General features: G+C 72.1%; 19 protein-coding genes. 7 read left to right on the top strand and 12 right to left on the bottom strand.

Going from position 1 to position 18,841, the window contains the following annotated elements:
- Nucleotides 1-181: 181 nt before the first annotated feature.
- From ACWDX9_RS24215 to ACWDX9_RS24225, 3 genes are all read left to right on the top strand, one after another.
- Nucleotides 182-544 (top strand): hypothetical protein, encoded by a 363-nt coding sequence (locus ACWDX9_RS24215; protein WP_350738190.1) that lies wholly within the window; start codon nucleotides 182-184, stop codon nucleotides 542-544.
- Nucleotides 545-658: 114 nt separating this feature from the next.
- Entirely contained in the window at nucleotides 659-2,386 is a 1,728-nt protein-coding gene (locus tag ACWDX9_RS24220) for a CocE/NonD family hydrolase (protein WP_449957547.1), read from the top strand.
- A 3-nt stretch (nucleotides 2,387-2,389) separates the two neighbouring features.
- Nucleotides 2,390-3,157 (top strand): enoyl-CoA hydratase/isomerase family protein, encoded by a 768-nt coding sequence (locus ACWDX9_RS24225; protein ID WP_449957549.1) that lies wholly within the window; start codon nucleotides 2,390-2,392, stop codon nucleotides 3,155-3,157.
- A 12-nt stretch (nucleotides 3,158-3,169) separates the two neighbouring features.
- On the opposite strand, the gene ACWDX9_RS24230 is transcribed toward ACWDX9_RS24225, so the two are convergent.
- From ACWDX9_RS24230 to boxC, 6 genes are read right to left on the bottom strand one after another with little or no spacing between them, the layout of a single operon-like run.
- Nucleotides 3,170-3,697 carry a gamma carbonic anhydrase family protein gene (locus tag ACWDX9_RS24230; RefSeq protein WP_449957551.1) on the bottom strand — a complete coding sequence of 176 codons (528 nt, stop codon included), beginning with the start codon at nucleotides 3,695-3,697 and terminating at the stop codon, nucleotides 3,170-3,172.
- 3 nt (nucleotides 3,698-3,700) lie between these two features.
- On the bottom strand, nucleotides 3,701-4,561 hold the full coding sequence (locus ACWDX9_RS24235; RefSeq protein ID WP_449957553.1) for an amidohydrolase family protein: 861 nt from the start codon (nucleotides 4,559-4,561) through the stop codon (nucleotides 3,701-3,703).
- A gap of 5 nt (nucleotides 4,562-4,566) precedes the next feature.
- Nucleotides 4,567-4,896 carry a ferredoxin gene (gene fdxA, locus ACWDX9_RS24240; protein WP_449957555.1) on the bottom strand — a complete coding sequence of 110 codons (330 nt, stop codon included), beginning with the start codon at nucleotides 4,894-4,896 and terminating at the stop codon, nucleotides 4,567-4,569.
- Between the two features lie 14 nt (nucleotides 4,897-4,910).
- Complete coding sequence (locus ACWDX9_RS24245; protein ID WP_449957557.1) at nucleotides 4,911-5,882, bottom strand: NAD(P)/FAD-dependent oxidoreductase; 972 nt, start codon at nucleotides 5,880-5,882, stop codon at nucleotides 4,911-4,913.
- Nucleotides 5,879-7,417 (bottom strand): benzoate-CoA ligase family protein, encoded by a 1,539-nt coding sequence (locus ACWDX9_RS24250; RefSeq protein WP_449957559.1) that lies wholly within the window; start codon nucleotides 7,415-7,417, stop codon nucleotides 5,879-5,881. Before ACWDX9_RS24250 ends, ACWDX9_RS24245 begins: the two co-directional genes overlap by 4 nt.
- Before the next feature lie 4 nt (nucleotides 7,418-7,421).
- A complete protein-coding gene (gene boxC, locus ACWDX9_RS24255) occupies nucleotides 7,422-9,071 on the bottom strand; it encodes a 2,3-epoxybenzoyl-CoA dihydrolase (RefSeq protein WP_449957560.1) in 1,650 nt (549 codons plus the stop codon).
- A 159-nt stretch (nucleotides 9,072-9,230) separates the two neighbouring features.
- On the opposite strand from boxC, the gene ACWDX9_RS24260 reads away from it, so the two are divergent.
- Nucleotides 9,231-10,079 carry a PaaX family transcriptional regulator gene (locus ACWDX9_RS24260; RefSeq protein WP_350738214.1) on the top strand — a complete coding sequence of 283 codons (849 nt, stop codon included), beginning with the start codon at nucleotides 9,231-9,233 and terminating at the stop codon, nucleotides 10,077-10,079.
- On the opposite strand, the gene boxB is transcribed toward ACWDX9_RS24260, so the two are convergent.
- From boxB to ACWDX9_RS24280, 4 genes are all read right to left on the bottom strand, one after another.
- Nucleotides 10,076-11,554, bottom strand: coding sequence for a benzoyl-CoA 2,3-epoxidase subunit BoxB (boxB, locus tag ACWDX9_RS24265; protein ID WP_449957562.1), 1,479 nt, complete (start codon nucleotides 11,552-11,554; stop codon nucleotides 10,076-10,078). The two genes, ACWDX9_RS24260 and boxB, sit on opposite strands and share 4 nt — an antisense overlap.
- A 27-nt stretch (nucleotides 11,555-11,581) precedes the next feature.
- A complete protein-coding gene (gene paaZ, locus ACWDX9_RS24270) occupies nucleotides 11,582-13,123 on the bottom strand; it encodes a phenylacetic acid degradation bifunctional protein PaaZ (RefSeq protein WP_449957564.1) in 1,542 nt (513 codons plus the stop codon).
- On the bottom strand, nucleotides 13,120-13,977 hold the full coding sequence (locus ACWDX9_RS24275; protein ID WP_449957565.1) for a 3-hydroxyacyl-CoA dehydrogenase family protein: 858 nt from the start codon (nucleotides 13,975-13,977) through the stop codon (nucleotides 13,120-13,122). The genes paaZ and ACWDX9_RS24275 overlap by 4 nt, the downstream gene beginning before the upstream one ends.
- A gap of 139 nt (nucleotides 13,978-14,116) precedes the next feature.
- Nucleotides 14,117-15,319, bottom strand: a complete 1,203-nt coding sequence (locus ACWDX9_RS24280; RefSeq protein ID WP_449957567.1) for an alginate lyase family protein — start codon at nucleotides 15,317-15,319, stop codon at nucleotides 14,117-14,119.
- Nucleotides 15,320-15,430: 111 nt separating this feature from the next.
- On the opposite strand from ACWDX9_RS24280, the gene ACWDX9_RS24285 reads away from it, so the two are divergent.
- From ACWDX9_RS24285 to ACWDX9_RS24295, 3 genes are all read left to right on the top strand, one after another.
- A complete protein-coding gene (locus ACWDX9_RS24285; protein WP_449957569.1) occupies nucleotides 15,431-16,300 on the top strand; it encodes an RNA polymerase sigma-70 factor in 870 nt (289 codons plus the stop codon).
- A gap of 76 nt (nucleotides 16,301-16,376) precedes the next feature.
- A complete protein-coding gene (locus ACWDX9_RS24290; RefSeq protein ID WP_449957571.1) occupies nucleotides 16,377-16,751 on the top strand; it encodes a DoxX family protein in 375 nt (124 codons plus the stop codon).
- Between the two features lie 226 nt (nucleotides 16,752-16,977).
- On the top strand, nucleotides 16,978-18,054 hold the full coding sequence (locus tag ACWDX9_RS24295) for a serine hydrolase domain-containing protein (RefSeq protein ID WP_449957573.1): 1,077 nt from the start codon (nucleotides 16,978-16,980) through the stop codon (nucleotides 18,052-18,054).
- On the opposite strand, the gene ACWDX9_RS24300 is transcribed toward ACWDX9_RS24295, so the two are convergent.
- Nucleotides 18,047-18,574: a carboxymuconolactone decarboxylase family protein gene (locus tag ACWDX9_RS24300; protein WP_449957574.1), complete on the bottom strand. Its 528-nt coding sequence runs from the start codon at nucleotides 18,572-18,574 to the stop codon at nucleotides 18,047-18,049. The genes ACWDX9_RS24295 and ACWDX9_RS24300 overlap by 8 nt on opposite strands.
- 75 nt (nucleotides 18,575-18,649) lie before the next feature.
- A partial coding sequence (locus ACWDX9_RS24305) for a heavy-metal-associated domain-containing protein (protein ID WP_449957576.1) occupies nucleotides 18,650-18,841 on the bottom strand: 192 nt, incomplete at its 5' end.

Here is an 18,841-nt window from a genome sequence, read left to right on the forward strand (position 1 = left end):
AGCCGACATGCCCTTGTAAATGGGACTCTCGATCCCTTTCCCCCTTTCAACGTGCAGCTGGTGCACGTGCATATGCAATTTTCTTGGAATGCATGTGCAGACGTACTTGCATCGGGGAATGCCGAGTGGGAAGGATAAGCGTCCGCACGCACCACGATCTACCCCCTCGATGGAGATCTTGATGCCAGCACCCATGCCGCCCGACCGGGAAGAGCCCACCCGGGAAGACCTCACGGAGAGATCGCAGCGACCCCGCCATCGCCGCTCGCGCGGTGGACCCGCCCAACCGCCCCCGCGGCAGGACGCCGGCGCCTCCGGCTCCTCGGCCGCCATCGATCGCGACCTGAACGCCCTGCAGGCGCGGTGGCCGGGCTGGGTCATCACCTGGGGAGCCTGGCGGCAGGCCTACACCGCCTTCGAATGCCGCGACCCCCTCCGCTGCACCGTCCTCGAGGCCGGCAGCCCCGACCAGCTGCAGGCCGCCATGGCCAAGGCCGAGCTCGAGCTGAAGGCCCGCTGGCCCCGATCCGACGAGCGCCCCTGACGCACGGGCGGTGGCGCCGGACCCTTCCGATCGGTCAGGATGTGCGCTAGAAAGAGGCGGACGCAAAATGCTACAAAATCCTGACGGCGATGCGTGCTGGCGTAGGAGATTAGGATGCGTTTCTCGGTCGAAAAGGACGTCATGGTGCCGATGCGCGACGGGGTGACCCTCGCAACCGACCTCTGGATCCCCGAAGGACCACCCGCGCCCACGCTGCTGGTGCGCGTCCCCTACGGCAAGGACGCCCTGCCGGGCCTCGGCGGATCTCCCCTCACCCCCAACCTGCAGGCCCTGCTCGAAGCCGGGTACGCGGTCGTCTGGCAGGACACGCGCGGCAGGTTCCGCTCCAACGGCGAGTTCACCCCCCACACGGACGACCCGCACGACGGCGCCGACACCATCGCCTGGCTCCTGGAGCAGCCGTGGTGCGACGGCAACATCGGTGGCTACGGCGCCTCCTACCTCGGCTTCGTACAGTGGGCCGGCGCGTCGCAGGCCCCCGCCGGGCTCAAGGCGATCGCCCCGACGGTGACCAGCACCGACTTCTACCACGCGCCCTGGTACTCCGCGGGCGGCGCGCTCTCGTGGCACACGACCTGGACGTGGACCACGATGATGACGCTGACGGCGGCGCAGATCGCGGGCGACTCCGGCGTCCTCATGGAGGCGGCCGGCATGGCGGCCGATCCGCAGCCGCATCTGGCCACCCTGCCGATCGGCGACCAGCCGCTGCTCAACAAGCAGTCGCCCTGGTGGGCCGAGTGGCTGCGGCACCCGGCCCGGGACCGGTTCTGGCAGGACCTCGCCGTCGCCGAACGGTTCGACCAGGTGACCGTCCCCGCGCTGAATGTCGGCGGCTGGTTCGACCTGTTCGTCGACAGCACCGTCCGTACCTACACCCGGATGCGCGCCGAGGGCGGCAGCGCCGAGGCCCGCGACGGGCAGCGGCTGATCATCGGCCCCTGGGACCACCTGTACCAGGACGGGGCCTACCACGACCGGCGGTTCGGGATGAGCGCCAACGGCATGGCGGCCGACCTGACCGGCGCGCACATCCGCTTCTTCGACCGCTGGCTGCGCGGCCGCACCGACGCGCCGGCCGACGGCGCGCCCGTACGGATCTTCGTCATGGGCATCGACCAGTGGCGCGACGAGCAGGACTGGCCGCTGCCCGACACCGCGTACACCGACTACTTCCTCGACGGCGCCGGCCGGGCCAACACCGCCGGCGGCGACGGCGTCCTCACCCCTCGGCCGCCCACGGCGGAGGCGACCGACACCTACACCTACGACCCGGCCGACCCGGTGCCCACCCGCGGCGGCCGGATCATGATGCCCGCCGCCGTCAACGGGGCCGGCCCGGTCGACCAGCGCCCGGTCGAGGCCCGCGACGACGTGCTCTGCTTCACCACCCCCGCGCTGGAGGAGCCGGTCGAGGTCACCGGCCACGTCTCGCTCGTCCTCCACGTCACCTCGTCGGCGCGCGACACCGACTTCACGGGCAAGCTCGTCGACGTCTTCCCCGACGGACGGGCGATCTACCTCACCGACGGCATCCTGCGCGCCCGCTACCGCGGCTCCCTGGCCGAGCCGGAGCCGCTGACCCCCGGCCAGGTGTACGAGGTCACGCTGGACCTGTCGGTGACCTCCAACGTGTTCCTGCCCGGGCACCGGATCCGCCTCGAGGTCTCCTCCAGCGACTTCCCCCGCTACGACCGCAACACCAACACCGGCGGGACCATCGCCGAGGACACCGCCGGCCAGGTCGTCGTCGCGACCAACAGCGTGCTCCACGGTCCCGGGCACCCGAGCCGCCTGATCCTGCCCGTGATCCATCGCTGAGACATGACGACGAGGAAAGAGGTCGCGGTGCTGCCGCCGAACGACACCCTGAAGATCGAGGACGGGACCGACCGGATGCTGGTCCGGCTGGACCGGCCGCAGGTGCGCAACGCGATCGACGCCGGCATGGTGACGGACCTGCACGCGGTCTGCGCCGAGCTGGAGCGGCGGCCGCGCATCCTCGTGCTCACCGGCTCCGACGGGATCTTCGCCGCCGGCGCGGACATCCGCGAGCTGCGCGAGCGCCGCCGCGAGGACGCGCTGGCGGGCATCAACAGCGGCCTGTTCGACCGGATCGCCCGGCTGCCGATGCCCACGATCGCCGCCGTCGACGGCCCCGCCCTGGGCGGCGGCGCCGAGCTGGCCTACGCCTGCGACTTCCGCCTCGCCACCCCGCGGGCCCGCTTCGGCAACCCGGAGGCGGGGCTCGGCATCATGGCCGCCGCCGGGGCCTGCTGGCGGCTGCGCGAGCTGGTCGGCGAGCCGCTGGCCAAGGAGATCCTGCTCGCCGGGAGGGTGCTCTCGGCCGAGGAGGCGCTGGCCGTCCGGCTGGTCAACGAGCTGGTGCCGCAGGACGAGCTGCCGGCCGCGGCGGACCGGCTGGCCGCCCGGATCGCGAAGAACGCGCCGCTCGCGCTGCGCCTGACCAAGCTCGCGCTGGCGGCCCCGCCCGGCGCGCATCCGCGCTTCGACGACGTGGCGCAGGCCGTGCTGTTCGAGACGGAGGAGAAGCACGAGCGCATGACCGCGTTCCTGGAGCGGCGCCGCTGACGTGGGAGCAGGTCAGGGGTCGAGCCGGCGCAGCTCATGGCGGTAGCGCTTGGCGTTGGCGCGATACTCGTCCACGCCGAAGCCGATCCACTCGCTCTGCGCGGCCCCTTCCATCGGCCTGGGGCGGGCGGGCACGCCGAGCGCCATGTGGCCGGGCGGCACCTCCAGCCCTTCGGGTACGAGGGCCTGGGCGCCCACCACCGAGCCCGTACGCACCACGGCGCGGTTGAGCACCACCGAGCCGGAGCCGATGAGGCAGCGGTCCTCGATGGTGCAGCCTTCGAGGTGGGCGTTGTGCCCGACGACGCAGTCGCTGCCGATGACGGTGGGCCATTGCTCGGTGGTGTGCAGGATGGTGCCGTCCTGGATGGAGGTGCGCTCGCCGATCTCGATGCGGCCGAAGTCGGCGCGCAGCACGGCGGACGGCCAGACCGACGACTCGGCGCCGATGACGACGCTGCCGATGACGACGGCGTCGGGGTGGACGTAGGCGTCCGGGTGGATCCGGGGCACCTGGTCGCCGAGGGCGTAGACGGGCATGGGTCACTCCCCCGTGCGCAGGCCGGCGTACACCTTCGTCGCGTTCCCGGCGAGCACGGCCCTGGCCACCTCGTCGGGCAGGAGTCCCGCGACGGCCCGGGCGTTGGCGGCGGTGCCGGGGACGCCGGGCCAGTCGGTGCCGAAGATCCATTTCCGGCCGAGCCGCGTGAGGTCGTACCTGGCGTAGTACTCGGGCAGCCGCTTGGGCGGCAGGCCGGACAGCTCCAGCCACACGGTGTCGTGGGACAGGGCGAGGAAGGCGGCGGCGTCGTACCACCAGCCGCGCCCGCCGTGCGCGAGCACCACGTTGAGGCCGGGGAAGTCGCGGACGACCGGGATGAGGAAGCCCGGGTCGGCGTTCTCGTTGGCCGCGCCCGGGAAGGAGCTGGTGCCGCAGTGGACGACGAGCGGGACGCCGCGCTCCTCCAGCACGTGGTAGGCGGGGTAGAGGGCGGCGTCGTCGCAGCGGAACCCGCCGTGCACGGGGTGCAGCTTGAGCGCGGCTGCGCCGAGGTCGAGCTGGCGGCGCAGCTCGTCGGCGAGCGGGAAATGCAGGTGCGGGTTGACGTTGGCGACCGGCCGGAAGCGGACCGGGTTGTGCTCGACGATCGGCAGCAGGTCCTCGAACGCCTGCGTGCCGGTCGCCTTGGGGCTGTACTCGCAGAACAGCAGCGCGACGTCCACGCCCTGGGCGGCGAAGAGCTCGTCCAGGCGGTCGGGGCGCGGCCTGCCCGCGGAGTCCCAGACGTCCTCCAGCACGCCGTGCTCGCCGAAGTCGCGGGCCCAGCGCAACCAGGCGGGCTTGAGGGTGCCGAGCAGCGGCACGTGGACGTGCGCGTCGATGAGGGGGATGCCGTCGATCATGCTCCTTACCTGCCCGCGACCATGGGGGTGTCCACCCCGATCCGGCCGGTTCTGCCCGAACCGCCGGGCGCGCCGAGCGGCGCGTCGCGCCCGTCCAGCACCTCGACGAAGAAGCGGCGGTTGTCCTCGACGAACGCGGCGTGCTCGTCGGCGACCCGCCGGTCCTGGCTGATCGCCTCGACGGGGCAGACGGGTTCGCAGGCGCCGCAGTCGATGCACTCCTTGGGGTTGATGTAGAGCTTGCGGTCCCCCTCGTAGATGCAGTCGACCGGGCACTCCTCGACGCACGACTTGTCCATGACGTCGATGCAGGGTTCGGCGATGACGTACGGCATGGTGAATCTCCTGGTTACGGACCCGGGGCGGGGTTGTCGGTGGAGTGCCCCGGGAAGAGCTGGGCGGCGGGGTCGAGGTGCACGGCGGCGTTGTTGACGGCCGTGGCCACCTCGCCGAAGCCGGTCGCGATCAGCCGGACCTTGCCGTCGTAGTCGGCGATGTCTCCGGCGGCGAAGATGCCGGGCACGTTGGTGCGCATCGCGGAGTCGACGACCAGGTGGCGGTTGTCGTGCAGGTCGAGGCCCCATTCGCGCAGCGGGCCGAGGTTGGCGGTGAAGCCGAGGGCGGCGACCAGCCGCTGGCACGGGAGGGCCCGCCCGGTGCTGAGCTCGACGCGTTCCAGCCGGTCGCCGCCGAGGGCGGCGGTGACCTGGGCGTTGACGACGACCTCGACCGGCGACGCGGTGAGCCGTTCCACGGAGCCGTGGTGGGCGCGGAAGGCGGCGCGGCGGTGGACCAGCGTGACGCTGCGCGCGACGGGGTGGAGCATGAGGGCCCAGTCCACGGCGCTGTCGCCGCCGCCGACGATGACGACGTCCCGGCCCGCGTAGTCCGCGGACTCGGGCACGAAGTACGCCAGGCCCCGGCCGAGGAACTCCTCCCCGGCCGGGAGCGGGCGGGGTGTGAAGGTGCCGATGCCGCCGGTCACGATGACGGCCCCGGCGGTGATCTCGGTGCCCGCGCCGGTCTTGACCACGAGCCGGCCGCTCGGGGCGCGTTCGAGCCGCTGGGCCTCCTCCCCGAGCACGTACGCCGGTTCGTACGGGGCGGCCTGCTCGACCAGATTGGCGATGAGGCGGCGGCCGGAGACGGCCGGGAACCCGGCGATGTCGTAGATCTGCTTCTCCGGGTACATGGCGCTCACCTGGCCGCCGACCTGGCCGAGCGAGTCGACCACCGCCGTGCGCAGGCCGCGGACCCCGGCGTAGTAGGCGCCGAACAGGCCCACGGGACCGGCGCCGATGATCAGCACGTCGACGTTCACGCGCGGGCCTCCTCGGCGAGGAGCTCGCGCACCCGGAAGCGCTGGATCTTGCCGGTCGCGGTCTTGGGCAGCCGGTCGAGGAAGACCACCCGGCGGGGCCGTTTGAAGGCGGCCAGGCCGTCGCGGCACCACTGGACGAGCTCCTCGGCGGTGACCTGCCCCTGGGCGACGACGCAGGCGACCGGTTTGTCCAGCCCGTGCTCGTCGGCCACGCCCACCACGGCCGCCTCCAGGACCGCCGGGTGCTCCAGCAGCCGGCTCTCGACCTCGGCGGGCGAGACCCAGATGCCGCCCGCCTTGAGCAGGTCGTTGCTGCGGCCCAGGCAGGTGTAGTAGCCCTCGGGAGAGCGGGTGTAGGTGTCGCCGGTGTTGAGCCACCGGCCCGCGAACACGGCTCGGCTGGCGTCGGTGCGCCGCCAGTAGCCCAGGGCGATGGACTCGCCGCGTACGTGCAGCGCGCCAGGCTCGCCGTCGGCGACGAGCCGGCCGTCGGGGTCGCGCAGCTCGATGTCGTACCCGGGCACGGGGCGGCCGGTGGTGCCGGGGCGCACGTCGCCGGGCCGGTTGGACAGGAAGATGTGCAGCGCCTCGGTGGAGCCGATGCCGTCGATGATCTCCACGCCGAAGCGGCCGGTGAACCGCTCCTGGAGCGGCGCGGGCAGCGCCTCCCCGGCCGAGGCGCCCAGCCGTACGGAGGCGAACGTGCCGGCGGGCAGGTCGGCGGCCAGCAGCGCGGCGTAGAAGGTGGGGACGGCGAAGAACAGGGTCGGGCGGTCGGCGGCCATCCGTTCGGCGGTCACGGCGGGGGCGGGGCGGCGCGGCTCCAGCACGGTCGCGGCTCCGGCCGAGAGCGGGAAGAACATCGAGTTGCCGATGCCGTAGGCGAAGAACAGCTTGGCGACGGAGAAGCAGACGTCGTCGGGCCGGATGCCGAGCACCTGGTCGCCGTAGGTCTGGCAGACGTGCCTGACGTTGGCGTGCCGGTGCATGGCGCCCTTGGGGACGCCGGTGGTGCCGGAGGTGTAGAGCCACAGGGCCCAGGAGTCCTCCAGCGTGGGGGCGGGCTCGCGCCGCTCTCCCCCGCCCGCGCGGAGCAGCTCCTCCCACGTCAGGGACGTGCTCCCGGGTGGCGGGTCGCCCTCCCACACCACGTGCCGCACCTCGGGCGCCAGGCTGAGCGCCTCCTGGACCTGGGGGGCGTACTCGGCTCCGGCGACGACGGCGGCGGCGCCGGAGTCGGCGATGATCGCGCCGAGCTCCTTGGCGCCCAGCATGGTCGAGACCGGCACGGCCACGAACCCGCCGCAGAAGGCCGCCAGGATCCCCGCGAACATGGGGACGCCGTCGCTGGTGACGAAGACCACGCGGTCGTCGCGCCGCAGGCCGAGTGCCCGCAGGGCGGCCGTGGCGGTCGCCACGAGGTCCGACAGCTGCGCGTACGTGAGCGTGACGCCGCCGCGGACCGCCACCCGGTCCCCGCGCCCCTCGCGGACGTGGCGGTGGACGAGCCAGTCGCCCGCGTTGAACATGGTCATGGTCTCAGACCCTCTTGCGGTCGTAGTCGCCCTTGCGGCCGGTGCCGTAGCGGCGCAGCGCCCCGTCGGGGCCGGAGGCGTTGGGCCGGACGAAGATCCAGTTCTGCCAGGCGGTGAGGCGGCCGAAGATCTTCGTCTCCAGCGTCTCCGGGCCGGCGAAGCGGTGGTTGGCCTCCATGCCGGTCAGCGCGTCGGGCGAGAGCGAGGCGCGTTCCTCCAGCACGATGCGCAGCTCGTCCTCGAAGTCGATGTCGTCCAGGGCGAGGGTGACCAGGCCGAGCTCCATCGCGGCGGCCGCCTCCAGCGGCTCGCCGAACCGGGCGCGGGCGGCCTCCAGGTCCTGGTCGTTGCCCCAGAAGCGGGAACGCAGGCGGGACAGGCCGTTGCCCATCGGGAGGAGGCCGTCGTTGGACGGGGTGAGGACGAGGGTGGCGGGGACGGCGGCCTCGTCGCGGCCCTCGTAGACGCCCTCCAGCATGTACTGCCGGTCGGCGGCCAGGGCCAGCTCGGCGAGCAGGCCCGCGAAGGCCGTGCCCGGCTCGATGACGGCGATGAGGCTGCGGCTGGTGACGTCGAGGCGTTTGAGCGTGCGTTTGTAGTAGTGGCGCACCTCGTTGACGAACCAGTGCCCGGCCCGCTCGCGGAGCTGGGCGTCGTAGGCCAGCACCCGGTCGGGGTCGCCGGCCGCGCGCAGCACCCAGATGCCGAGCTCGGGCTCGTTGGTGCGCAGGTGCAGGATCAGGTCGTCCAGCGCGCGGGTCACGGCGAGCGGCCAGTAGCCGGCGCCCTGCTCCGCAGGCTCGGCGGGCGGGACGTCGCCGGGGCCGTCCACGGTGATCTCGACCCGGCGGCCGGCCCGGTCGATCCGGGCGGTCACGTACGGGTACGTGATGGCGTCGCCGTCGTCCTTGCGGTCGAGCGGCGTCAGGGCCACGCCCGTGGCGGCCGAGGGCCGGGCGGAGGATGCAACCGCCGCGTCCGTCCGCCTGGTCACCTCCTCCTCGAACGAGTGGCGCGGCACGGCGGCGTCCACCAGGCCCCACTCCATGGCCGTGCGACCGCGGAAGCCCTCGGACTTGGTCGCGAACAGGTCGGCGCGGTCCTTGCGCACGTGCCGCTTGTCCACCACGCGGGTCAGCCCGCCGGTGCCCGGCAGCACGCCGAGCAGCGGCACCTCGGGCAGGGAGACGGCCGAGGAGCCGTCGTCGACCAGGACGATCTGGTCGCAGGCCAGCGCGAGCTCGTAGCCGCCGCCGGCGGCGGTGCCGTTGAGCGCGGCGATCCAGGTCTGGCCGGAGTGCTCGGTGGCGTCCTCGATGCCGTTGCGGGTCTCGTTGGTGAACTTGCAGAAGTTGACCTTCCACGCGTGCGTGGACTGCGCCAGCATCCGGATGTTGGCCCCGGCGCAGAACATCCGGTCCAGGCCGCCGGTGAGCACGACCGCCCTGACCTCGGGGTGCTCGAAGCGCAGGCGCTGGACGACGTCGTACAGCTCGATGTCGACGCCGAGGTCGTAGGAGTTCATCTTCAGCTCGTAGCCGGGGACGAGGCCGCCGTGCTCATCCACGCGCAGCGTGACGGTGGCCACCGCCCCGTCCACCGCGAGAGTCCAGTGGCGGTAGCGGTCTGGGGAGGTCGCGAAGGTGACAGTCAATGCGTGCTCCGGGAGGCGTGGGACCTTGGTCCTAATATTCGACGTCTATCATGAGTAGCGTCAAGTGTTTGTAGTGCTTCTGCCTGGATGCGCATCCGCGAGGGTGCCCGACCTGGCAGAATGCGCGTCACGAGCGTGTCGAACGACGGGAGGGCAACCGTGCCGGCCGAGTCCGCGGAGCGCCCGCGCGAGAAGGCGTCCGCCAGCGCGCGGTCGACGCTGCTGACGGTCCTGGGCGAGTTCGTCCTGCCGCGCGGGGGCGAGGTGTGGACGGGCACGCTGGTGGCCGCGCTCGGCGCGCTCGGCGTGGAGGAGAAGTCCGCGCGCCAGGCCCTGGCCCGCACCGCCGCCGAGGAGCTGCTGGAGTCCGAGCGGCACGGCCGCAAGGTGCGCTGGAGGCTGACCGAGGCCGGCGACCGGCTGCTGCGCGAGGGCACCGAGCGCATCTACGGCTTCATGCGCGCCCCCCACCAGTGGGACGGCCGCTGGCTCGTGCTCACCGCCGGCGTGCCCGAGACCCAGCGCCAGCTCCGGCACCGGCTGCGCACCAAGCTGACCTGGCTCGGGCTCGGCTCCCCCTCCCCCGCGCTCTGGGTGATCCCCGACGCCTCCAAGGAGGCCGCCGTACGCGAGGTCATCCGCGAGCTGGACCTGACCGACCGGGCCTACGCCTGGACCGGGCCGTCGGCGGGCATCGGCGACACCGCCAAGCTGATCTCGGCCGCGTGGGACCTCGACGACGTGGAGAAGCGCTACGTGAGCTTCATCGAGCAGTTCGAGGGCCGCGCGGTCGCCTCCGGCCGGGAGGCGTTCGTCAACCAGGTGCTGCTCATCCAGGAGTGGCGCCGCTTCCCGTTCCTCGACCCCGACCTGCCGGCCGAGCTGCTCGACCACGCCTGGCCGGGGCCCCGGGCGGCGGCCGTCTTCCACGACCTGCACAACCGCTGGCACCGGCGCGCGCAGGCCGAATGGGACCTCATGGACGAAGAGGCCGCCGCCCGGCACTAGAGGAGTCCTTCGTCGGCCAGGTGCACGTAGTCGAACTCCACCGGCTGGTCGTTGATGCCGGTCTTCGGCGGGGCGATCCAGCCGGCGAACTTGCCGTACTCGTACTCGGGGACCATGAGGGCGGCGACCTGCTCGCGGTCCTCGGGGGTGGGCAGCCACCCGTGGGCGCGGGCCTGCCAGGCGGCCTCGTCGAGGACCTCGCCGTGCGGGGTCACGTGGTGGCCGGCGTAGACGCCGACCTTGCGGTTGAAGCCCTCGTGCGGCAGGTACAGCCGCTCGTCCAGCCCGGCGTCCTCGAGGGCCTGGTTCCAGCGGCGCACGCCGTTGGCGCAGTCGGCCACGTACTCGTCGCGCAGATCCAGGTTGAGCGCGCTGAGCATCGGCACCGTCCTGACCTTGATCTGGCCGTCCTCGACGTGGCGCAGCTCGCGGGTGGCCTCCAGCAGCACGTGGTCGTCCTTGCGCCGGGTCTCCATCCAGCGGCCCTTCAGCCCGGAGGTGAAGTAGTTGCCCGCGTTGGTCGACTGCTCCGAGCCGAACAGGTCCATCGAGACCGAGAACTGGAAGTTCAGGTACTTCTGGATGACGTCCAGCGGGATGCCGCCGTACGGCAGGACGTCGGCCGTGCCGTGCTCCTTCATCAGCTCGGCCGTGCGCTCCAGCACCCGCTGGACCCCGGTGGTGCCCACGAACATGTGGTGGGCCTCCTCCTTGAGCATGAACTCGCACGTGCGCGCCAGCGGGTCGAACGCCGACTCCTTGAGCGTGCCGAGCTGGTACTTGCCGTCACGGTCGGTGAAGTACGTGAACATGAAGAACTGCAGCCAGTCGGTGGTCTCCTCGTTGAACGCGCCCAGGATGCGCGGCGAGTCCAGGTCGCCGGAGTTGCGCTTGAGCAGCTGCTCGGCCTCCTCGCGGCCCTCCCTGCCGAAGTAGGCGTGCAGCAGGTAGACCATGGCCCACAGGTGGCGGCCCTCCTCCACGTTGACCTGGAAGAGGTTGCGCAGGTCGTAGATGCTGGGCGCGGTGTTGCCGAGGACGCGCTGCTGCTCGACGCTGGCGGGCTCGGTGTCGCCCTGGACGACGATCAGCCGCATCAGGTCGGCGCGGTGCTCGCCGGGCACCTCCTGCCAGGCGGGCTCGCCCTTGTGCTTGCCGAAGTTGACCTTGCGGTCGGGGTCGCGCTCGGCCAGGAAGATCCCCCAGCGGTACTCCTCCATGGGGACGTGCTCGAAGTGCGCCCAGCCGTCGCGGCCCACGGCCACCGCCGTGCGCAGGTAGACATCCTTGGTCGGCAGGGCCGGGCCGAGCTGCTTCCACCAGTCCAGGAACTTCGGCTGCCAGCCCTCCAGCGCCCGCTGCAGGCGGCGGTCGCCCGCGAGGTCGACGTTGTTGGGGATGCGCTCGCTGTAGTCCACGCGGCTGAGCGGGCCGCTGGGCAGGGGGGCGGCGCCGGTACGGGAGTCGGTGCTCATCGCTGCTCTCTCTACGCTTGTTTGTCGTTACTTCAGGATTGAGTCGAGTGTTGCCGGGCTGCCCTGGAGGGCGGTGCGCTGGAGGTGGGCGTGGACGGCGCGCAGGCCGCCCTCCTCCTCGCCGCCGCCCGCCCGGCCGGGGCCGCCGTGGACGAGCTGAGGCATGGGCGTGCCGTGCCCGGTGGACTCCCCCGCACTGTCGCGGTCGAGCACCAGCAGGCGGCCGTGGTGGGCGGCGGCGCCGAGCACGACCTTCCGGACGAAGTCCGCGTCGTACGACACCACCGAGCCGGCCAGCGAGCCCTCGCCGCGGGCGATCAGCTCGTTCAGCCCGGCGACCCCGCTGTAGGGCATGAGCGTGCTCACCGGCCCGAAGGCCTCGATCTCGTGCGGCTCCGGATGGACGGTGTCGTCCACGCGCAGGAGCAGCGGCGACAGGAACGCGCCGCGCTCGGCGTCCGCGCCGACCACCTCCACCGTCTGCGCGTCACCGAAGACCACCGTGCCGGCCGAGGCGAGCCGCGCGACCGCGGCCCGGACGTCCCTGCGCTGGGCCTGCCCGACCAGCGCACCCATGGTCACGCCTTCGGCGCCGGGGGCGCCCACGACGACCTTCGCCAGCCTGGCCGCGATCGCCTCCGCCACCGCGTCGATGAGCTCGGCGGGGACGAACGCGCGCCGGATCGCCGTACACTTCTGCCCCGCCTTGACCGTCATCTCGGTCACCAGGGCGTCGGCGAACAGGTCGAACTCCGGCTCCCCCGGCACCGCGTCCGGACCGAGCACCGAGCAGTTCAGCGAGTCGGCCTCGGCGTTGAAGCGGGCCGAGCGGCGGGTGACGGCCGGGTCGGACCGCAGCCGGGCGGCCGTGGCCGCCGAGCCGGTGAAGCCGATGTGGTCCTGCCCGCCGAGCAGGTCGAACAGCCCGGACACGCTCCCCGCCACGAGCTGGATCGCGCCCGGCGGCAGCGCGCCCGCGATGATCCGCACGGCGTGCGCGGCGATGTAGGCGGTCGGGGTGGCGGGCTTGACGATCGCAGGCAGCCCGGCGAGCAGCGCGGGCGCGAGCTTCTCCAGCATGCCCCAGACCGGGAAGTTGAACGCGTTGATCTGCAGGGAGAGGCCGCGCGGGGTGGTGAGGACGTGGCGGCCCGCGAACGTGCCGCCCCTGCCGAGCGGGATCGGGTCGTCCTCGACGATCAGCGTGTGGTCGGGCAGGCCCTTGCGGGCCAGGCTCGCGTACACCAGGGCCGTGCCGATGCCGCCGTCCACGTCCACCTGCGCGTCCCGCAGGGTGGCGCCGGCCCGGGCCGACAGCTCGTACAGCTCCTGCCTGCGCTCCTGCAGCGCCAGGGCCGCGGCCTTGAGCGCGGCGGCCCGCTGCGGGAAGGTCAGCTCGCCGAGCGCGGCCAGGCCGGTGCGGCGGGCGTACGCCACCGCGGCGGCGAGGTCGAGCCCCTCGCCGCTGACCCGGGTGACGATCTCACCGGTCACGGCGTCGGCGACCGGGACGCCTTCGCCTCGTCCGGCGCGCCAGGCCCCTTCGAGGTAGCTCTCCAGCGTGCTCACGACTCGCTCCAGTCGTAGAAGCCCTTGCCGCTCTTGCGCCCCAGGTGGCCCTGCTCGACGAGCCGGACGAGCAGGTCGGGCGGGGTGAAGCGGGGGCCGAGCTCGCGTTCGAGGTAGCGGGCGATGCCCAGCCGAACGTCCAGGCCGACGAGGTCGGTCAGGCGCAGCGGCCCGGTCGGGTGTCCGTAGCCGAGCGTCATCGCGGCGTCGATGTCCTCGGCCGAGGCGACGCCGGACTCGACCATGCGGATCGCCTCCAGCCCGAGGGCGACGCCGAGCCTGCTGCTGGCGAAGCCGGGCGAGTCGCGGACGACCACGGCCACCTTGCCGATGGCCTCGACCCACGCCACGGCCCGCTCCCGCAGGGCCGGGTCGGTGGCGGTCGCGATGACCACCTCGACGAGCCTGCTGGCCGGGACGGGGTTGAAGAAGTGCAGCCCGAGGAAGCGCTCGGGGCGGGCGAGCGCCTGGGCGAGCGTGTCGAGCGAGATGCTGCTGGTGTTGGAGGCGATCACGGTCGCCGGCCCGACCGCGTCCTCGGCGGCGCGCAGCGTGACGAGCTTGAGGTCGACGTCCTCGGGCACCGCCTCGATCACCAGCCCGGCCGCGGCCAGCCCGGCGGGGTCCGTCACCGTGTCGAGGCGGGCCATCGGCGCGCCGGCGTCCTCGATCAGGCCGCGCTTCGCGCTGCCCTCGACCGCCCGCGCCACCCGGTCCCGCGCGGCGGCCGCGGCCTCGCCGTCGCGCTCCACCAGCGTCACGTGGCAGCCCGCGAGGAGCAGCGCGTGGGCGATGCCGGCGCCCATGCGCCCGCCGCCCACCACCCCGCACCGCTCCGGCAACGTCTGGGTCATCGCAGTCCTCCTGTGGCGAGCTCCTGGGCGCGGGGCGCGGACGCGCTGGATGCGGTCATGCCCCGCACGCTCACAGGTACTCAACTTGCCACAGTTTTATGGCGCTGCGAAAGACTTATGTAGCAGATTTATGTCCGGCCTAGTGGGGATTGCCGGCGTGGGTGAGGGTCTCCCAGGCGACGAAGAGGTTGTTGGTGCCCGCCGGGCGCTGCTGCTCGGTGAGGGCCTGCGTGTTGCTCATCGCGATGCCCATGCGGTTGTGCAGGGCGTTGAAGCCGACCTCGGTGACCGGCCCGAGGCCCAGGGTGAGGCTCCCGCCGCACAGCCACGCCGGCACGGCCGTGCCGAGCTGGTACTTGGCGTGCAGGCCGAGCGCGTGCCGCAGCCGGTCGGCGATCTCGGGATAGAGGTCCTGGCCCTGGATCCGGGCCGTCTCGGCGATGTGCGCGATCGACGCCAGGCCGTACCCGGTGTGGGTGAAGTCGCGGCACGTCTCCTGGGAGAGCCCGTCGACGAAGGTGTCCTGGCCCTGCCAGTAGTCGACGACCTCGGCCCGGGTGTCGATGCCGCTGCCGGCCGGGCCCTTGGGGAAGGCGCCGTCGGTGGTGAGGTAGATGTAGGCGGGCACGCGGGCCCGGAACGTGCTCACGGCCTTGTCGTAGGCGGCCTTGTCCTGCAGGAACACCGCGATCCCGATCGTCGCGTCCATCATCGTCAGCTCCCAGTTGCCGTTCGTGCGGGCGCTGCCGTTGATGATCTCGGGAAGGTAGACGTCACGGAGCATGGTCGTGAAGCGGTTGACGCCCGTGGCGGACCACCCGGTGTAGGTGTAGCGGATGATCTCGGCCGCCCTGGGCCAGGACGACCCCGCCCAACCGGTCTGGAGCGGCGCGTTGCTGTTGGTGTGGTCGGTGATCACGGCGGACCAGGCGTCCATGATCTGGATCGCCTTCTGCGCGTACCGGCTGTCCCCGGAGATGTACCAGGCCAGCGCGTCGGTGTAGGCGGCCAGCGCGTCCTGGCGCTCGTCCGTGCAGCCGTTGTTGGGGTTGGAGTACGGGCCGCACTCCACGACGGCCCGCGGCTTCGGGGTCCGCGACAACGACGCGAGCGGACTCGCGATCATCTGGTCGTAGGCGCCCTTCCACGGCTGGGCCCCGGCGCTGACCTTGGTGCGGACGAAGTCGAGCTGGGCCTTGCTGACGAGCACGCCGGGATGCGCGAAGGTGGCCGGCGCCGTCCGGGCCACGGCGGCGGGCGGGGACAGGACGGCGATGATCAGGGGGATCGCCAGGGCGATGGCGAGCGACGACAGGATCCCGCGACGACGGGGACGGACCACGGACCCCACTCCTTATTTAGGAAAGTTTCCTAAAGGTCGGTGTGATCGTAGCCCTGACACCGGACCTTGACAAGTGATGCGGTCCGCTTGTGGTCCTGGTAAGCCCTTCTCATGACGCGAATGCCTGAGGCCGAGCGGACGTTCACCGAGCACCGGGGTCTGCTGCACGCCGTGGCGTACCGGGTGCTGGGCAGCGTCACCGAGGCCGAGGACGTGGTGCAGGACGCCTGGCTGCGCTGGAGCCGCGTCGACGTGGCCACCGTCGCGGACGCCGAGGGCTATCTGGTACGGGTGGCCACCCGGCTGGCGATCGACCGGCTGCGCAGCGCACGCGTACGGCGCGAGTCCTACGTCGGGCCGTGGCTGCCCGAGCCGATGCTCACCCTCCCGGATGTCGCCGAGGACGTGGTGCTCTCCGACTCGGTGTCGACCGCGATGCTGCTCGTGCTGGAGGTCCTGTCGCCGACGGAGCGCGCGGTGTTCGTGCTGAGCGAGGCCTTCGGCTACAACCACGCCGAGATAGCGCACTTCGTCGGGCGCAACCACGCGGCGGTGCGGCAGATCGCGCACCGCGCCAGGAAGGCCGTCGAGGAACGGCGCCACCGCTACGACGCCGACCCGGCGACCAGGCAGCAGGCCACCGAGCGGTTCCTGGCCGCCTGCCTCGGCGGCGACCTGGAAGCCCTGCTGGAGGTGCTGGCGCCGGACGTGACGATGGTGAGCGACGGCGGCGGCCTCACCGGCGCACCCCGCAAGGCGATCCACGGACACGAGTACGTGGCCCGCGCGATCGTCATCCTCTCCAGGCGCATGCCCGGCGACTCGCACGCTCAGGTGCTCCAGGTCAACGGCGGCCCGGGGATCGTCGTCCGCTCGGGACGCACGCCGGTGCTGGCGATCACGTTGCACCTGCTGGACGGGGCGATCAAGACGGTGCACGTGGTCAGCAACCCGGAGAAGCTCGCCGGCGTGGCGGCATGACCTATGTCACATGAGCATGTTGTCACTCCCCGGGGCGCTGCCCCGTCCGTGAGGCGATCGACCTGCCGTCGTCCTCATGGAGAAGGAGACCTTCGTGTTCGCCGCCTACCTCGTCATCACCCTCCTCGCCTCGGCGATCATCGGCCTGGCCGCCGTCGCCAACCTCATCGGCCACGACTACCCGAAGCGCCAGGCGGACATCATGCGCGTCCCCCGGTCCTGGACGCTCCCGTTGGGGCTGCTGCTGGGGGCGGGCGCGCTGGGGCTGCTGGCCGGGTTCGCCGTGCCGGCGCTGGGCACGCTCGCCGCCGCCGGGCTGGTGCTGTACTTCCTCGGGGCGTTCGCCGCCCACCTGCGGGCCCGCGACTACCACTTCGGCCCGTGGGCCGTGTTCTCCTCGCTGGCGGTGGCCGCCCTGGCCGCGAACCTGGCCTACCACGGGCTCGGGTGACCAGGGGCTCACAGGGGCAGTGGCCGGTTCTCGACGACGCTCTTCATGATGAGGGTCGAGCTGACCCTCCGGTACGTCAGCGGCCCTTCGTGAGCCCGGGGATCGGAGAGGGCTTTCAAGCAACTCATGTTGACTAAGCCCGGATTAGTCAACTAGCGTTGCTTGTCATCCCCGGCGCCTCTGCCCGGTGGATGACCACGCCCCTTCCGACCTCCATGGAGGCTCCATGTCCATGCTCCGTACCGGCCTGCTCGTCGCCGCCCTGACCGCGACGGCCACCATGATGACGATCCCCGTCGCCGCGGCCGACCGGGGCCACGCCAAGCTCCAGCGCGCGCTCGACCAGGCCGTGGCCGACGGCGGCGGTCCCGGCGTCGTCGCCGAGCTCAGGGACGGCGACGCGGCACCGTGGTTCGGGACGGCGGGAGTGGCCGACCTGGAGAGCGGACGCCACCGCCGGCCGGGCGAGCACTTCCGCATCGGGAGCTTCACCAAGGCGTTCGTGGGCACGGTGGTCCTGCAGGTGGCGGCCGACGGCAAGCTGAGCCTGGACGACACGGTGGCGAAGTGGCTGCCCGGCGTGGTGGAGGAGCACCTCGGCGGGGACGGCACCAAGATCACGATCAGGCAGCTGCTCAACCACACCAGCGGGCTCCCCGACGCCGTCCCCGGCCAGGAGACCCCGCGCCCCGAGGAGCCCGGCAAGCGCTTCATCTACTCCAAGGTCAACTACAACCTGGCGGGGATGATCGTCGAGCGGGCGACGGGTTCGACCATCGCCGACGAGATCGACCGCCGCATCGCCGGCCCGCTGCACCTGACGGGCACGTACCTGCCCGGCGCCGACAACACGATCCGCGACCCGCACGCCCGGCACTACTCGAAGTTCGACGAGGCCGGCGGGCCCGCGGAGGTCCACGACGTGACGCACGCGGACCTGAGCTGGGCCGGGGCCGCCGGCGGGATGGTCTCGACCACCTCCGACCTGCAGCGGTTCCTGCGGGCCCTGCTGCGCGGCCGCCTGCTCGCGCCCGCGCAGCAGAAGGAGATGTTCACCACCGTCTCGACGGAGGGCGCGGACTGGGTCCCCAACACCAGGTACGGCCTCGGCGTCTACTCCCAGAAGCTCCCGTGCGGGGTCACGCTCTGGGGCGGGGGCGGCTTCATCCAGGGCTCGGTGACGTACGCGATGGGCGACCGCGAGGGCGCCCACACGCTGGTCGCCAACCTGAACGGCGACTGGAACGACTTCCTCACGACCTTCGGCACGCTCTTCGAGACCCGCTTCTGCCCGCTCACGTAGCCTGCTCGGCCGGCTTCAGGCCGGCCAGCAGGTTGAAGGAGCCGGTGAGCAGGTTGAGGGCGACCAGGCCGGGGATCTCCGCGATGATCCGCTCGCTCCAGCCATGAGCCCTCAACTCGGCCACGTCCTCGTCCGTCAGCGACGACGGCTCGGCCAGCACGCGGGTGGCCACCGCGATGAGCGCCGCCTCCCGGGCGTCGGTGGAGGTGCCCTGGCGGGCGAGGGCGATGTCCGTCTCGCTCAGCCCCGCCGCCCGGGCGCCCGCCGCGTGCGCGTCGAGGCAGAGCCCGCAGCCGATCCACTCCTGGAGGGCGAGCGAGATCTTCTCGCCGAGGGCGCGGGGCAGCTTGCTGCGCTTCATGGCTCGCGACAGGTCCAGGTAGCCCTGGAGCATCGCCGGCGAGTGCGCCATGGTGGAGATCATCTCACCGGCCGAGCCTGTGCGGCCGATGATGTCGTTCAGCAACTCCCGGGACTTCTCCGGGGCTTCGGCGGGGTCGAGCGCGGCGAGCCGTCGCATGTGATCTCTCCTCGGGTCACGTGTGGTCGTTCCCGGACGCTTGGAGCCTCCCGGGGGTATCACTCTTCGCCGCGTTCATGACCGATTCGCCACCTCATACCCTGCTTCCTCGACGGCGGCCACGATGTCCGCCGCCTCCACAGGGCTGTCGCTCTCCACGGTCAGCAGGCCACTGGCCAGGTCGACCTCAACCGAGGTAACCCCGGACACCTCACCGACCTCCTCCTTCACCGAACTCACGCAGTGCCCGCAGGTCATGCCCGTGAC

The sequence above is a fragment of the Nonomuraea sp. NPDC003201 genome, assembly GCF_053590415.1.